Consider the following 15,102-nt stretch of genomic DNA (forward strand, 5'->3'; position numbering starts at 1 on the left):
GTTAATCGCACTGGCTGTAAATAAAAAATAAGTGACAACGCAACGCACGTGTCGATATTTCATCGCAAACCGCCTACGTTGGAGCTCGCTACAAGTTTTAATCCCTTTGAATAACAGATATTAACCCATTTGAATAAAGCCTTGCTCTTCAAAGCAGGATTTACTACCGGTTAAAGCCCCTGTTGTCTCGACTTAACAAACCAAAACGTTACGTTGTATCTTATCTAACATAGTCCTAGAAATCTTAAGGTCCGATATATGGCAAAATAAACCACTTAAACAGGCCACTATTTTGTGTTTAAATTTTGATCTATCAAACACTTATAATTAAAAATAAGGTGATTAAGCAATCAAATGCTGTGCACTCGGAGTGGCATTACCAATTAAAGTGTTAACATCAGAACATGTTGTGAACTAGGTGTTTGATATGTTACCTAAACTTTATAAGTTCAGATCGCTCCACGATAGAAATATACAGTCTATATCTGAGTGCTCGTTATGGTTTGATTACGCTAAAACCTTTAATAACCCTTTTGAATTCAACAGCCTGTGCGACACAAACCTTCAAAATAATTTCAAGATCATGTGTTTCTCTCAATCAAGCGACCATCCAATACTATGGTCGCAGTATGGTGACAACTTTAAAGGTATGTGTATCGAGTACGACCTTAACCGTTATAACGGCGAGGTAAATCTCAACTGCTTTAAAGTCCAGTATGAAGACAAACCTAGTATGTTCAACTCGGCATCGCTAAGTGGGTTGCAAACATCAAGGCTGGGAGCTGAGATGTTCACAGTTAAGCATTCTAATTGGCGTTATGAAAAGGAATACCGCTGGGTATTGCCTGATGACGAGATGATTGGCAATAAGCTGCACCTTAATAGAGAATGCCTTAGCTCGGTGATTCTCTCAGAGCACGCTCCTGCCGACAGAAAGTTGAAAGTTCTGATGACTTGTCAGCGCCTTGGAATACCCGTTAAGCACGCAATTGCCAAGCAAGAGTCATTTACATTCGAAGTGGTCAGTTAGGCGGAGTCTAACCCTACTGTTTATTGTTAAAGCCAGCATTCAAATAAAGTTACAGCGCAACAAAAAAGAGAGCCACATTAATGCGGCTCACTTTTTATTACATGTTCACCGTCAGCTTTCCCGGTACGCTAGCCTTCATTTGTTGAATTGTCGCGATTGACATTTGAACTGTAGAAAACCAATAAGGTCGATGTTTAGCGTTAAACAGTTTGCTATTATTTAACGCTTCGAAAATAGAAAACTTTCTACCTTGAGCCAGAGCCGCACCATAAAGCGTTCGCTCAAGTACAGGTACATCATCCACTTCTTCAAGAAGTGCCCTCTTGATAAATTGATTACTTGGGCTCCAATCAATGAATTCGACGAGCTTTTTAAGTAGTTTAAGTTCTAACTGCTCTACCATAGACTCAAGAAACTGGGGATTTGGGATAACTTCAGCACAAGCATAATATTCGTCATGCTTGTCACTTGCTTCACGGTAACCAAGCATCGTTTTTACCAATGCGTCTTCAAACGTTGAAGAAAAGTGGTTATAAATCAAGAACAAAGGCATAATTCTCAAAACACCAAGTAAAATTCCTACGTTAGGATCATTGACAGGTGTTTCTTGAAGTCGAATTCGTGTTGCATTGGAAGTCGCCACTAAATGTTGCCAAACCTTAGGCGTGATATGTTTAATATTTGCATCATTCCACTTAATCAGCTTCTGGCTCATTAGCAATGGAAACAATAAACGGCAATTTTCAATACCTATCTGCTGTGCCGCAACCTTAGGGTCAAGAATAATCTTGGACTTTTTACCGTATTTCTTAGAAAACTCTGGATTGGAAACAAACTCGATTAAATTTGAGCTCAACATTCGATTCGTTTCTAAAACCTGATACAACTTAGAAAAGCTTAAAGATGGCGAATACGCAACACTAGCGAATTGATTGTAATCTGGTAGTTCTGGGAACAAAGAGCTTATTAAGGTACCTTCAAGCTTCTCAAGCATTAGGGCCGAGGCAGCATTGCTAACATCGTCTATCACGTATCGTAAGGTTTGCTGCTTCGCGTTGACTTTCTCACGATGAGCATTGATTCTATCTTGTTCACAGCGTAATAAAATACGTTGGTTGTGGGATATGCGGTCAGCTTCATCAAATATAACACTATCACAATACCTATTTTCTAAACTTAGTAACGTGTCTACTGTAGATTGTACAAGCTTATATTCTGGTGAGATTAACCATCGATTAAAGCGAGCTTCAACATTGATTGAGACTTTCCTTGAGGTCTCAATCACTTCAGGGGTATAACTTTTATTTGCTAACAACAACCGTGACTTTCCTTTGCGGTAAATACTCTTGTGTGGGCATATCCTGCCTTCATAACAAAACTAATATTAATAGAAATTAGAGATTGGTTCACGGAATTGTTTCAATGCAATGAATATAATTTAGTTATAGTGCATTACTTATGGCTAATGAGTGATATGTAGTCGGATATACTTTTCTGGAAAACGGTATTTGAAGTTTTTCTTCTTCGGTAAGTGTTTTTTCGCCTGCTTGCAAACTTTACTATCACCAGACGTTCTCACCTTTTTGATTCTTGCGTAACCTTTAGAGTGCTTCATCTCAATCATCAGGTCACAATAGCCATCGAAAATAACATCACCCTTGTTGAGCCCTTTCATAATGGTGACTTTTATTTTTTTGGCTACAGGATTAACCAATGCATCGTCAGCAAAAGCGCCTGGGGATAAAAAACACAATAGGAATACTAGATATCGCATACTGCTCTCTCGTTGTTGAACGTGAGAACAGTATGCGTAGATTTAAGAGAAATGAAGAATTAACTTAGTATGACGATTGACCAGCTAACACGTAACTCTCAACGATTACGCTTTCTTTGAACCTTTTGACTTGAAACCATTATGTGGGAACACGTTGCGAATACGTTGCTGTACGTTTTTAGGCACATCTTTAGTGAACTTGAGATTATAACCAGAGCGTTTTGCATACACTTTTAACTCACCTTTAAAGGCGTTGTTATGACAAATTTCTTGAAGGTTATGCTTAAAGCTCGGTGGAAGATGACCTTTAACTTGTTCGATCGTCCCATCACTAAATTTGATTTTTAATACTGGTCGGTCAATAGCGACTAACCAAAAAACCAACACTGCACCGATTAAGATTACGTACATCATAATGTCACCACTACTGTTGATGTTTATTTATCGTCAGAAAGAAGCTTGCTTAGATCTTCTTTAAGGCTGGTCACCGTCTTGCTGGCCTGTTCACTACGAGACGCTTCGCTAACCAAATACTCGATGGCATCAGATAGCGTACAGCCAAGCTCATTCGCTCGTTGAGATAACTTTTCCCATACACGGTAATCAAGATCGATTGATTTCTTCTTTGTGTGAACTTGTTCAGCATTGAAATGGCGTTTTCGTTTAGCTCGGATCGCTTGTTTAAGCTTGTTATCAAGCTCAGGAGACATGTTATTGGATATCCACTCAAGAACGCCTGTGGGTTGATGTTCGAGCTTCAACAAAGCTTGTACCGCAACGTCAGCTTCACTTGAATCAATGTGACGGGTGATCGACTCACCTTCTTTCCATTTTTTGACCAAATAGTTCCATTTCCAACCACATTCCAAGTTTTCAAGTTGCTGATATTTCATGTCTAATCTCGAAAGTTAATTCTAGTGACAGCGTAACCCAAAATAGGCTATTTAACAATTATTGTCTTGAAAGAATAGACCAAGATCATACTTATATTAGCTTAGTGATTAGTAACTACAACATAGAGCTACAAGCGGGATCGGTTTTTCTATATACTCCCTACCTCATTATCATAATCAGAAACTTAAATGACTCAAGTAGATTGGCGACATGTGACGCCTCAGTACGACGAATATAGCGCTCAATTAGAGCAATTCCCTGACATCTCGCCTTTCCCGTTTTCAGATATCCAACATAGATTCAAAGATGCGTTAACCCGCTTTGTCCGTTTGTCTAACCTTTCGCGTGTTTTACTTGTAAACGCTCCGGACAATTCGATCTATCGTCAAATGATTGTTGAATCACTAGTCAATACTTTGAATGATCACACTCTACCGGTTATAAAAACTGAGTCTTTAAATGCTGCCTCTTTGTTTGACCAAGTTCAATCGAAAGACGGTAAAGTTATTGCGAAAAAACCAGGCCTACTGGCTAGAGCGAACAACGGCTACCTGATCGTTTCAGCGAACTTGATCTTGGCAAACCCAGGAAGCTGGTTATTGCTTAAATCTGCACTACTTGGTGAAGCCGTAGAACCTATTAGCAGCAACCCTGAGCACTTAAATCAATCGCCAACGTTACCTCTTACTTACAACATTAAATTGATTGTAGTTGGAGACAGGGCTCAATTAGGTGACCTTGATTATCTAGATAGCGATATTCAAACCGGGTTTTGCTTATTTAGCGAAATTGAACAGGATATCAAGCTCTCTGAAGAAACTTTGACTCAATATCTTGGTTACCTTAAGTGGCTTCAGCAACGCTATCAACTGCCAACCATCACGCAACAAGCCTTGACGGGAATTCTTACTGCTGGAGCTAGAGAGACCGAAGACCAAAGCTATATTCCATTATGCCCTATTTGGCACAATGCGTTATTGAACGAAGCTCTGATTGAAGCCGACAATGGTGAGATTGATATTCACCATATCCAACAAGCTCAACAGCATAAATACAACCGTGAGTCGTATCTACCAGAACGCGCTCTTGACGATATTCGAGATGGTCAAGTCATAATCGAAACTGAGGGTGAACAAGTTGGTCAAGTTAATGGCCTGACTGTGATCGACGTCCCAGGGCACCCTGTCTCTTATGGTGAACCAGCAAGGATTTCCTGCGTTATTCACTTTGGCGATGGGGATATTGCCGATGTCGAGCGCAAAGCCGAGCTAGGTGGTAATCTTCATGCTAAAGGTATGATGATCATGCAAGCATTTGTGAGCAGCGCGCTAAACCTTGAGGATCCTTTGCCATACGCAGCTTCCGTGGTATTTGAGCAGTCGTATTGCGAAGTAGACGGCGATAGTGCTTCTCTTGCAGAGCTTTGCTCTTTGGTGAGTGCTTTGTCTGAATACCCAATTAATCAACAAATTGCAGTTACTGGTGCAGTAGACCAATTTGGTCGTGTACAAGCGGTTGGCGGACTAAACGAGAAAATCGAAGGCTTCTACCACGTATGTAAGCACAACGGCCTAACTGGCGAACAAGGTGTGATCCTTCCTAGATCGAATTTGAGACACCTCGCACTGAAACCTGACCTTATCGATAGCATTAAGAATGAAGAATTCCATATTTGGTCTGTGTCTAATGTAGACGAAGCAATTCCTCTCATTATGAACAAGCCATTTAGAGACGATGAACAAGAAAGCGTTCTGAGCAAAATTGCAGAACGTATTGAAAATTTTGAAAGACATGAGCACCCTATTGGAATCGTTGGACGCATTAAAAACTGGTTCGTCTAGTACTGATCGGACTTGTTTAGCGTACACGTGTTCACTAATATGCACCTATCAAAAATCGGAGTAATTGATAATGCAAAACAAACGTGATTCTTACACTCGCGAAGAGCTTCTAGCATCAAGCCAAGGCGAACTATGGCCACAAGGCCCTCAACTACCAGCACCGAACATGTTAATGATGGATCGCATCACTAAAATGTCAGAAACTGAAGGTGATTACGGTAAAGGTTTAGTTCTTGCTGAGCTGGATATTACTCCTGACCTATGGTTTTTCGATTGCCACTTCCCAGGTGACCCTGTAATGCCTGGTTGCCTAGGCCTTGACGCAATGTGGCAACTTGTTGGCTTCTACCTTGGTTGGGTTGGCGGCGAAGGTAAAGGCCGTGCTTTAGGTGTTGGCGAAGTGAAATTCACAGGTCAAATCCTTCCTACTGCGAAAAAAGTAACTTACGAGATCCACATGAAGCGTGTTGTTAACCGCCGCCTAGTCATGGGCCTTGCAGATGGTCGCGTACTTGTTGATGGCAAAGAGATCTATGTCGCTAAAGATCTGAAAGTTGGCCTTTTCCAAGATACGTCAGCATTTTAATCTATTAATTAGATTTTAAATAAAGCAGCTAGTAGCTGCTTTATTTTCACCCCAACAACTTTAGTTATAGTGCATTAAGTGAATGCTGATTAAATTTGAAATAGGTTAAGTCCACCAGCGATACGTCTATCATAATGGAACTATTGCTTCATGCTGCTACATAGGCTCTTGGCGCCTTTCAGAAATGAACAAGGCTCCATAAGTTGTAATTAACAAAAATGGAGCCCTGATTTTAATTCTTCGTACCCTATCTACTTATAGAGACCTGATTGCTTATCATCTTTGGCATCTCGCCAACCACCTAACCAATAAGACCGAGAATCCATTTGGCTATATGGGCAAGCTTCTTGCGACCTACCGTTTAAACCAGCCTTGTAACCTTGAGATTGTGCTCGTTCTAGTCGATCACGCTTTTGTCTCTTCATAGTGCAGTCCTCATACGGGTGTTCCATTTACTAACATACAATGATTACAACTTAACGGAGCTTTTGTGACTCCAATTTTAAGAATCGATCAGTTTTCAACTTTTCTCAAGGTGAAAAAAAGCCCGAATTCAGAATTGTGAACTCGGGCTCAAGAGATACAATTATTTAAATTTTCTGCGGAACCCTAATAGACCAAGTATAGTCAAAGTTAACCAACCGAGACCAGCGCCTTGGCGATCAACTTTTTCTGTGTCCATACTACGAGTCTGAATATCAGCTTGGGTTGCACCTGCAATAGGCACAAGCTTAACTGCTACAACCTCTTCTACTGCGTTAGACGCTGCGCCACCGCAGTATGAGTTATGTGCAGTTGTATCATACGCTTGAGGCTGTCCTCCTACTGTACATTTGATAGCAGTAGCGGAAATAACACCAGCATCGTTGATGTCTGAAGCATCTATAATACGGAAATGATTGTTAGCATCAGAGTAATCTTGTCCATCTAGGTTTGCACCGTTTGTTAGATCATCTAGCCACCACGCTTTGTTCTCAAATAGTGCAATTCTTGATGTATCAGTGCCGGTCGCTTGATACGGGTAAATAAAACCACGATGACGGCGCTCACTCCCATCAACTTCACGAGTTGTTTCTGCGTCAACTTGTCCTACGAACTCATTGAAATTATTAACAGATTTTGCTTCACCGCCTGCGCCAGTAAAGAAAATAGAGCTTTGCAAATTAAAATTGGCTGTAGGTGTCTGACCGTTTTCACCAATCTTTTCTACAACAAATACTTTATTTGCAGCCGAACCACTTTCAGGAACATATCCATTTCGCTTCGCGTAACCTATGGCCAACAAGTTTTTGTTTATATCGGTCACTACAGAGTTACTGTATCTAGCATCATCATTCGATGAGCCAGAATTAACCTCTGCTCCAGACACTTGTTTTGTAACCCAAGTCGCTCTTGAAAGGTCTAAAGAGTCACTAATGAATATACTAGCGTTCATATCCTGTAAGTCGCCACTACCATTAGCGGTGTTATAACCAACACCATAAATCAAAGAATCTTTTATTGTTAGAGCTCTCATACTGCCCTGAGCCAAATACTGCCCTTCTTGTGCAGCACCACCTCTAATCCAATCCAACTCTTTTGTCGTGGTACCATCCCAAATAGCTGCTTTAGAACTAAATACAGCACCATCATCATTAGTTTGATTGGTAGAAATACTACCGAAATTATATGTAGTATTTCCTTCTGTCAGACTACCCCATGCCCTAGTCTCTGAGCCGTTATCTGAAGGAGGAGTTGTAGTTGTAATCGCTGTATTACGAAGATCATTTCCGTTAGATTTGATACCTAAGGGCTTAGCATTTTCATCTAAAGAGTTTATGACTGTATTAGTAACATCAAACTCAGCTCCGTCTTCAATAAAAGCTTGTGCATTTAGGTAACTCAGGTCGTTTCTCTCTTTGCTCCAGGTAGACCAGCGACTAGAAGCCCAACTTTCACAAGTTGAGTACTTAAGTTCTCGATAACAATAGTTCTCAAAGTCATCATATTCTTGGATGTACCCAAATGAAGCATCCATCGCAAATGGAACTTCTTCACGATAACTAACGCCTTCAACGGTGTTACGAGTTTCACCAGCAAGTTTAAATGTATCGTCCGCACAGTTAGTTGCATTAGAATCAAAGCAACCTAGAGGTAGCTCATCATCAGGTAGTGCTGGCAATTCTGCGTTAACGTTTACAGCTTTACCAGGTTGAATAGCTACACCAAAAATCTCAGACGCACCTGTAATCGAAGGGGTAACTTCAACTACCTTGTAAAGCGCAGCGTTGGTATTAGTTGCAGCAAACACTAATGCTGCAACTGTTGTTAATTTAAATTTAGTACAAGTCATTATTACTTCTTAACTTTCCTGTTGTAGTGCCTCAAGCTCTTCCCAGCGCTCAAAAGCAACTTCAAGCTCCTGCTCTGCTGCAGATAGCCTATCTAATACTGGTTGTGTCTGCTCTACAGATTTTGAAAAGAAGCTTGGATCGTTGACTTCTTCCTGAAGAGTTTCAATTTGAGTTTCCAATTCTTCTAAACGCATTGGTAGCGCTTCTAGTTCTCGTTGTAGCTTATACGATAACTTCTTAGGTTTAGCCTTAACTGGCGTAGTTTTGGGAGTTTCCTCAACTACTTTCTCAGGCTTTGATGGCTTTTCAACCTGTCGGTACTCTAATGCCTGCTTTCTTTGCTGCTGAGCATCATGGTAACCACCAACAAATTCTTCGATAACGCCGTTACCTTCGAAGATCCAACTTGTCATAACTGTGTTATCAACAAACTGACGATCGTGGCTCACTAAAAGAAGCGTACCCTGATAGTTGGCAAGCAAATCTTCTAAAAGTTCCAAAGTTTCGATATCTAGATCGTTGGTTGGCTCGTCGAGAATCAATAAATTGTTCGACTTAAGGAAGATACGAGCTAATAACAGGCGGTTTTTCTCACCACCAGACAGTGCCTTAACAGGAGTACGAGCACGTTTTGGAGAGAATAAGAAATCTTGTAAGTAGCTGAGGGCATGACGCTCACGACCACCTACAGTGACTTCTTGCTTACCATCCGCTAGGTTATCAATTACAGACTTCTCAGGGTCTAGGATTTCACGGTATTGGTCGAAGTAAGCCACTTCAAGCTTAGTACCGCAATGTAGACGACCTGAATCTGGCTTAAGTTGATCAAGCAGCAGTTTAAGTACCGTACTCTTACCACAGCCATTAGGGCCAATTAGAGCGATACGATCGCCACGCATGATGTTGAAGCTAAAGTCTTTAACAATCTCTTTTCCTTCAAAACCAAAGTTAAGGTTTTCAGCTTCGAATACAATCTTGCCTGAACGCTGACCATCATCGATTTGGATAACGGCTTTACCCTGCACTTCACGACGATTCAAACGCTCTTCACGCAGCTTCTTAAGCGCACGTACACGGCCTTCGTTACGAGTACGACGAGCTTTGATGCCCTGACGAATCCATACTTCTTCCTGAGCGAGCTTCTTATCGAATTCGGCGTTTTGCATTTCTTCAACACGAAGCGCTTCTTCTTTTTCCACAAGGTAGTTTTCGTAATCACCCGGGAAAGAGCTCAATTTACCGCGATCAAGATCGACAATACGTGTTGCCATCGATTTAATGAACGCACGGTCATGCGAGATAAAGATGATTGAACCACGGAAGTCTTTCAAAAAGCCTTCTAACCATTCAATGGTCGCAACATCCAAGTGGTTAGTCGGTTCGTCTAGTAGAAGCACGTCAGGGTCACACACAAGTGCACGAGCAAGCGCTGCTTTACGTTGCCAACCACCGGATAAATCGGTCAGTTTTGTTTCAGCCGTTAGCTTAAGTGCAGCCAATACGTTGCTTACGCGATCTTCAAAGCGCCATGCATTAGCATGATCCAGTTGTTCCTGAACACGAGTAAGACGGTTTAAATTCTTTTCACTTGGGTCTGTTGCGATTAGATCCAGAAGATCATGGTAGATCTTCAGCTGCTCACCAATTTCAGCTAAGCCACCAGCAACGTAGTCATAAACAGTGCCTTGTTCATTACGCGGTGGATCTTGCTCAAGGCGAGATACGACGACATCTTGCGTGATTTGCATCTTGCCGTCGTCCATGATGATGTTCCCAGATAGGATTTTCATCAATGTCGACTTACCAGCGCCGTTGCGCCCTACTAAACATACACGTTCGTTTTCTTGCAGCGCGAAGTCCGCACGATCTAATAATGGGTGATCGCCAAACGCTAATTGCCCATTATGAATTGTAAGTAATGCCATTCTTCTTTAACCAATCATTAAGTTCTAACAAGCCAAATGGCCAGTTAAGCTCTGAGCTTTGAGAAAGGTCAGAGCTTTCAAATTTGAGCACCGGAATAGTGACCCCGTAACGGGAAAAGAGCTCATCATCAAATGCAATGTCGACAACGTTGACGTGATGGCTAATGTTTAACTGTTCCGTGAGTTGGAATGCCATCTCACATAGATGGCACCCTTCTGTACTGTAGAGAGTCAGCACTATATATCCTTATACAATCTCTTAACTACCTATGTGTAATCAACCAGCAGTTATGAATGTGCTTGTTGCGAGAGAAGTCCAATGGAAGTGTCTTAGCGGAGATGTTCTGAGCCTTAAGACCTAACTCATCGAGAGCTTCCAAATCCATTTTGAAGTGGCGCTTGTTGTTAGAGAACACAATCGTGCCTTCTTCACGAAGAAGACGCTTAAGGTTTTCCATCAACTGAATGTGATCACGTTGAACATCGAAAGATTGATCCATACGCTTTGAGTTTGAGAACGTTGGTGGATCAATGAAGATTAGATCGTAAGAACCCTGCTCTTTAGCTAACCATTGCAGACAGTCAGCTTGAACAAACTGATGTTGACGACCAACACGACCGTTAAGCTCCATGTTCTCTTTTGCCCACTCTAGGTAGGTATTAGACATGTCTACTGTTGTTGTAGAGCGTGCACCGCCCACAGCAGCATGCACAGATGCACTGCCTGTGTAAGCAAACAAGTTAAGGAAATCTTTACCTGCGGCCATCTCCCCGATACGACGACGAGTGATCTTATGATCGAGGAACAAGCCTGTATCTAAGTAATCGTGAAGGTTAACAATCAGCTTAACGCCGTATTCGTTCACTTCTAGGTTCGATGAGTCTTGAGCCAATTTCTGGTATTGAGAACGACCTTTCTGTTTCTGACGAACTTTCAGCACAACGTTGTTTGCTTCAACACCTGTCACTTGAATAGAGGCGCGGATGATATCGGTTAAGCGACGTTTTGCTTTCTCTTCCGGAACATCTTTAGGCGCTGCGTATTCTTGAATCACAAGGTGCCCTGGGTATACATCGATCGCTACATTGTATTCTGGTAAGTCAGCATCGTAGATACGGTAACAATCTAATTGCTCTTTCTTAGCCCACTTACCGATTTTACCGATGTTCTTTTTAAGACGGTTTGCGAAATCAGGTGCAATCAACTGCTCTTGGTCGCCAGTTGGACGCTCTGACATCGGACGGTCTGAAATTGAGTAGTTCTTTTGGTGACACGGTAACGCACCATTGTTCAATTTGAACTGTTTGTCGGCACGCATGCGTAAGCAGCTGAGTAGCTCATCTGAGCTAGAGAAGATAGATGCGTTGCAACCACCAAATTCAGCTTTAAGCTGTGCACCGAATGCGGTGTAAAGTGCAATAAGACCAGGCTCTGTGCCTAGACGCTCACCATAAGGCGGGTTAGAAACAATCACACCATCAGTAAATTCCGTAGGACGTTTAAGCTTTGCTGCATCACCGACTTCAAATTCAATCAGATCTTCTACGCCAGCACGACGAGCATTGTCGCGCGCTGTTTTGATCATACGTTCGTCATTGTCGTAACCATAGAACTTACACTCTACTTTCTTAACGCCACGACGGCCTTGAACGTTCGCTTCAGCTTTAACTTCAGCCCAAAGTTCAGGTTCGAAATCTTCTAATGATTCAAAACACCATTTCTGACGTTTAACACCTGGTGCTAGGTTTGCAGCCATCATTGCAGCTTCAATCACTAACGTACCTGAACCACACATAGGGTCTAAGAAAGGTTTCGTTGCATCCCAACCACTACGAAGAAGGATTGCAGCAGCTAGTGTTTCACGCAACGGAGCACGACCTGATTCTGGACGGTAACCACGTTGGTGAAGACCGCTGCCCACCATATCAACACCAAGAATCGCTTTATCACGGTGTAGACGAACGTGAATACGAACATCTGGGTTCTCTTTGCTGATAGAAGGACGAGGCAAAGACTTCTTCTCGAAGCAATCAACAACGGCATCTTTTACTTTCATCGCACCGTATTGGCTATTACGGATTTCGTTGTTCGTACCATTGAAGTCAACAACGAAACGCTTAGAGCTATGGAATTGATTTACCCAGTTAACCGCAGTGGTTGATAGGTACAAATCCATGTCGTCCGTACAAGTGAATTCAGAAAGGACACGTACAAATCGAGAAGCCAAACGGCTCCACAAACAACAACGATAAATTTGCTCATTGGTCGCTTTGAATTTAACACCTGCTTGAACAGGTTTTGCGTTTGTAATCCCTAGTTGGGTTAGTTCTTCAACTAATAAATTCTCAAGGCCGTTTGAGGTAACCGCTAGATATTGATTCATAGTGTTCTTTTATTGATAAAAATGAGCTCGATTATACCTGAATTTGTAACTAGAGCATCACACTAAACGCGTCTTTTCATTGAATCTTTCGACTAACTGGCTAGCAAATGCACAGTCTTGAAGCGATCGCTTACCCACATCCCCTTAGAACACAAGACCTATCAAACCAACTCCATTTCTGATCATTTCTTAACCAAAGAAACAATGTGAATTTATATTCATCCCAAAATTGGTATATACCAATGATGATTTATAGGTGAAATTTAACTACAAAAGGCCAAAAACAGGGAATAAAGGCGGTAGATTTACTCTTCTGGCGATGAAAATGGGCAGAAATTAAGGTGAAAAAATAGTCGTAAGTTCACTATTTAAATGGTTAAGCAGTGATGTATTTATCAGGATGAGGTTTTTTAGGCACAAAAAAATCGGCTATTAAGCCGATTCTGAGGAAGGTTTATACGTTTGTGTGCTGCGATGCGTGGTAGAAATGATGTGCTAGATTGGAGGTTAACCTACCATCGCTATGTGCGTCTGATGAAGGATAGCATTCGCGTCTATCATTCTATCGTGCATCACCTTGATTGAGTCTCCAAATCGCAGTCCTTTTGAAGGCGTTAACAGGAACTCTTCTAGGTCGACAAATGCACATAGGCTCGCACACTCTCCTACTTCTAATACAATGAAATACCCTAAGCTATGCTCGTTATTCATTTGTACAATATCCCCTTCTTGAGGATATTCATGGCCAGTGCCTTGTGAGTCGAAGAACCAACTCTTAGGCTGTACAGGCTTATGGAAACGCTTTGCTGCCACACAATAGAGTGCCAGTTCAGCTTGACGAGGCTCAGACAGTTCTAAGCCAGAAATTTGTTCTTTGAAGGTTTGGTATGAAGATGCGTCATCAACGGTGAATTCATTATCTCTAAACGCGCAGTCCACCAGCTTATTACGGACCAGATTCGTTTTGAAAATCATATCCTCTCCGAGGTTTAGCATTAATGAACATTGCTGCTCATCGTAATACCAACTCCATGTATCGCTAGGTTTAAGCATCATTTCGTCTCACACTGTTGAACCATTCCATTAGGTAAAACGCAAAATTACCTTCAATTACAGTAATTTTACTGAGCAATAGGCAAAAAAAAAGAGGAAATGAATTCCTCTTTCTTATTGCTTTTCTCTACAACTCAGTGAGTTACAGTGTCTCTTTTATTAAGACGATGCCAGATTGTCGCTTTTCAGAAATAAAAGCGTCTTGCCGTTTAAAGATTTTTAACGATATCGCCTACAAGGCCTGGACCTTTGTAAATGAAACCAGAGTAAACTTGTACAAGCTTAGCGCCTGCCATCATTTTCTCTTTTGCAGCAACATACGAATCAACACCACCTACCCCGATGATCGGCAGTTGGTCACCAAGCTCTTGATAAAGTTTACGAACAACTTCAGTACTGCGAGATTGAACTGGACGTCCACTTAGGCCACCCGCTTCGTCGCAATGCTTCATGCCTTCAACGATTGAACGATCCAATGTAGTGTTTGTTGCGATCACACCATCGATCTTATTCTTGATCAATGATTCACAAATTTGACTGATTTCATCGTCACTTAGATCCGGAGCAATCTTAAGAGCAAGAGGAACATATTTACCATGCTTCTGTTCTAGTTCAGATTGTTTCGTTTTCAGTTCAGACAATAGATCGTCTAGTGCTTCGCCGTATTGAAGAGAACGAAGTCCTGGAGTGTTTGGTGAAGAGATGTTCACAGCAATGTAACCAGCGTATTGATATACCTTCTCCATACAGATCAAGTAATCTTCAGCGCCCTTTTCAATTGGTGTGTCTTTGTTTTTACCGATGTTGATGCCTAAGATGCCGTCGTAGTTCGACTTCTTAACATTCTCAACAAGGTTATCTACGCCTAGGTTGTTAAAGCCCATGCGGTTGATGATGCCTTCAGCTTCAACGAGACGGAACAAACGAGGTTTGTCGTTACCCGCTTGCGGACGTGGAGTAACAGTCCCTACTTCTACGAAACCAAAACCCATTGCGCCAAATGCATCGATACATTCGCCGTTTTTGTCTAGGCCAGCCGCAAGACCAACTGGGTTTTTAAAAGTAAGACCCATGCACTCTACAGGTCGGTGAGGTAATTGTTGGCGATACAAAAGATCAATAGGTGTGCCTGTGAAGCGTTTGAAATTTTGAATTGCAAGATCATGTGCCTTTTCGGCATCAAGTTGGAAAAAGCCAGTTCTGGCTAGACGGTAAAGCATTGTGCCTCCGATAGAAAAAAGCCCCGTGTAAACGGGGCGATATTATTTACTTATTTACCCAA

14 protein-coding genes are annotated in these 15,102 nt (G+C 41.8%); 3 read left to right on the forward strand and 11 right to left on the reverse strand.

Annotated features, from left to right (window positions below; translation table 11 throughout):
* The first annotated feature begins 427 nt into the window (after positions 1 to 427).
* Positions 428 to 1,030 (forward strand): DUF2971 domain-containing protein, encoded by a 603-nt coding sequence (locus OCV56_RS08180; protein WP_086711464.1) that lies wholly within the window; start codon positions 428 to 430, stop codon positions 1,028 to 1,030.
* A gap of 97 nt (positions 1,031 to 1,127) precedes the next feature.
* Here OCV56_RS08180 and OCV56_RS08185 read toward each other — a convergent pair whose 3' ends face one another.
* From OCV56_RS08185 to matP, 4 genes are all read right to left on the reverse strand, one after another.
* Positions 1,128 to 2,348 (reverse strand): hypothetical protein, encoded by a 1,221-nt coding sequence (locus OCV56_RS08185; RefSeq protein WP_086711466.1) that lies wholly within the window; start codon positions 2,346 to 2,348, stop codon positions 1,128 to 1,130.
* Positions 2,349 to 2,492: 144 nt separating this feature from the next.
* Positions 2,493 to 2,804 (reverse strand): hypothetical protein, encoded by a 312-nt coding sequence (locus OCV56_RS08190; protein ID WP_086711468.1) that lies wholly within the window; start codon positions 2,802 to 2,804, stop codon positions 2,493 to 2,495.
* A 105-nt stretch (positions 2,805 to 2,909) separates the two neighbouring features.
* On the reverse strand, positions 2,910 to 3,218 hold the full coding sequence (locus OCV56_RS08195) for a DUF3634 family protein (RefSeq protein ID WP_086711470.1): 309 nt from the start codon (positions 3,216 to 3,218) through the stop codon (positions 2,910 to 2,912).
* 23 nt (positions 3,219 to 3,241) lie between these two features.
* Positions 3,242 to 3,697 carry a macrodomain Ter protein MatP gene (matP, locus tag OCV56_RS08200; protein ID WP_086711473.1) on the reverse strand — a complete coding sequence of 152 codons (456 nt, stop codon included), beginning with the start codon at positions 3,695 to 3,697 and terminating at the stop codon, positions 3,242 to 3,244.
* Positions 3,698 to 3,886: 189 nt separating this feature from the next.
* On the opposite strand from matP, the gene OCV56_RS08205 reads away from it, so the two are divergent.
* Entirely contained in the window at positions 3,887 to 5,539 is a 1,653-nt protein-coding gene (locus OCV56_RS08205; protein WP_086711475.1) for an AAA family ATPase, read from the forward strand.
* A gap of 70 nt (positions 5,540 to 5,609) precedes the next feature.
* Entirely contained in the window at positions 5,610 to 6,125 is a 516-nt protein-coding gene (gene fabA / locus OCV56_RS08210) for a bifunctional 3-hydroxydecanoyl-ACP dehydratase/trans-2-decenoyl-ACP isomerase (protein ID WP_017059675.1), read from the forward strand.
* A 251-nt stretch (positions 6,126 to 6,376) separates the two neighbouring features.
* Here fabA and rmf read toward each other — a convergent pair whose 3' ends face one another.
* The 7 genes from rmf to pyrD form a co-directional block, all read right to left on the reverse strand.
* A complete protein-coding gene (gene rmf, locus OCV56_RS08215; protein ID WP_017059676.1) occupies positions 6,377 to 6,550 on the reverse strand; it encodes a ribosome modulation factor in 174 nt (57 codons plus the stop codon).
* 161 nt (positions 6,551 to 6,711) lie between these two features.
* Positions 6,712 to 8,457: a DUF3466 family protein gene (locus OCV56_RS08220; protein ID WP_086711476.1), complete on the reverse strand. Its 1,746-nt coding sequence runs from the start codon at positions 8,455 to 8,457 to the stop codon at positions 6,712 to 6,714.
* A gap of 9 nt (positions 8,458 to 8,466) precedes the next feature.
* Positions 8,467 to 10,383 carry an ABC transporter ATP-binding protein gene (locus OCV56_RS08225; protein ID WP_086711478.1) on the reverse strand — a complete coding sequence of 639 codons (1,917 nt, stop codon included), beginning with the start codon at positions 10,381 to 10,383 and terminating at the stop codon, positions 8,467 to 8,469.
* Positions 10,361 to 10,579, reverse strand: coding sequence for a glutaredoxin family protein (locus tag OCV56_RS08230; RefSeq protein ID WP_017057231.1), 219 nt, complete (start codon positions 10,577 to 10,579; stop codon positions 10,361 to 10,363). The genes OCV56_RS08225 and OCV56_RS08230 overlap by 23 nt, the downstream gene beginning before the upstream one ends.
* Before the next feature lie 67 nt (positions 10,580 to 10,646).
* Positions 10,647 to 12,767 (reverse strand): bifunctional 23S rRNA (guanine(2069)-N(7))-methyltransferase RlmK/23S rRNA (guanine(2445)-N(2))-methyltransferase RlmL, encoded by a 2,121-nt coding sequence (gene rlmKL / locus OCV56_RS08235; RefSeq protein WP_086711480.1) that lies wholly within the window; start codon positions 12,765 to 12,767, stop codon positions 10,647 to 10,649.
* Between the two features lie 507 nt (positions 12,768 to 13,274).
* On the reverse strand, positions 13,275 to 13,823 hold the full coding sequence (locus OCV56_RS08240) for a cell division protein ZapC (RefSeq protein WP_050642973.1): 549 nt from the start codon (positions 13,821 to 13,823) through the stop codon (positions 13,275 to 13,277).
* A 206-nt stretch (positions 13,824 to 14,029) separates the two neighbouring features.
* Positions 14,030 to 15,040, reverse strand: coding sequence for a quinone-dependent dihydroorotate dehydrogenase (pyrD, locus tag OCV56_RS08245; protein ID WP_086711482.1), 1,011 nt, complete (start codon positions 15,038 to 15,040; stop codon positions 14,030 to 14,032).
* Positions 15,041 to 15,102: the final 62 nt, after the last annotated feature.

Origin of the sequence: Vibrio gigantis (assembly GCF_024347515.1) — a bacterium.
In the GTDB taxonomy this organism is placed as follows: Bacteria; Pseudomonadota; Gammaproteobacteria; order Enterobacterales; family Vibrionaceae; genus Vibrio; species Vibrio gigantis.

Excerpts from the sequence above, each read along its gene's own strand:
- fabA (WP_017059675.1), top strand. The coding sequence starts at position 5,610 with ATGCAAAACAAACGTGATTCTTACACTCGCGAAGAGCTTCTAGCATCA.
- pyrD (WP_086711482.1), bottom strand. The coding sequence starts at position 15,040 with ATGCTTTACCGTCTAGCCAGAACTGGCTTTTTCCAACTTGATGCCGAA.
- OCV56_RS08205 (WP_086711475.1), top strand. The coding sequence starts at position 3,887 with ATGACTCAAGTAGATTGGCGACATGTGACGCCTCAGTACGACGAATAT.
- rlmKL (WP_086711480.1), bottom strand. The coding sequence starts at position 12,767 with ATGAATCAATATCTAGCGGTTACCTCAAACGGCCTTGAGAATTTATTA.
- OCV56_RS08195 (WP_086711470.1), bottom strand. The coding sequence starts at position 3,218 with ATGATGTACGTAATCTTAATCGGTGCAGTGTTGGTTTTTTGGTTAGTC.
- matP (WP_086711473.1), bottom strand. The coding sequence starts at position 3,697 with ATGAAATATCAGCAACTTGAAAACTTGGAATGTGGTTGGAAATGGAAC.
- OCV56_RS08180 (WP_086711464.1), top strand. The coding sequence starts at position 428 with ATGTTACCTAAACTTTATAAGTTCAGATCGCTCCACGATAGAAATATA.
- OCV56_RS08220 (WP_086711476.1), bottom strand. The coding sequence starts at position 8,457 with ATGACTTGTACTAAATTTAAATTAACAACAGTTGCAGCATTAGTGTTT.
- OCV56_RS08190 (WP_086711468.1), bottom strand. The coding sequence starts at position 2,804 with ATGCGATATCTAGTATTCCTATTGTGTTTTTTATCCCCAGGCGCTTTT.
- OCV56_RS08225 (WP_086711478.1), bottom strand. The coding sequence starts at position 10,383 with ATGGCATTACTTACAATTCATAATGGGCAATTAGCGTTTGGCGATCAC.
- OCV56_RS08230 (WP_017057231.1), bottom strand. The coding sequence starts at position 10,579 with ATGGCATTCCAACTCACGGAACAGTTAAACATTAGCCATCACGTCAAC.
- rmf (WP_017059676.1), bottom strand. The coding sequence starts at position 6,550 with ATGAAGAGACAAAAGCGTGATCGACTAGAACGAGCACAATCTCAAGGT.
- OCV56_RS08240 (WP_050642973.1), bottom strand. The coding sequence starts at position 13,823 with ATGATGCTTAAACCTAGCGATACATGGAGTTGGTATTACGATGAGCAG.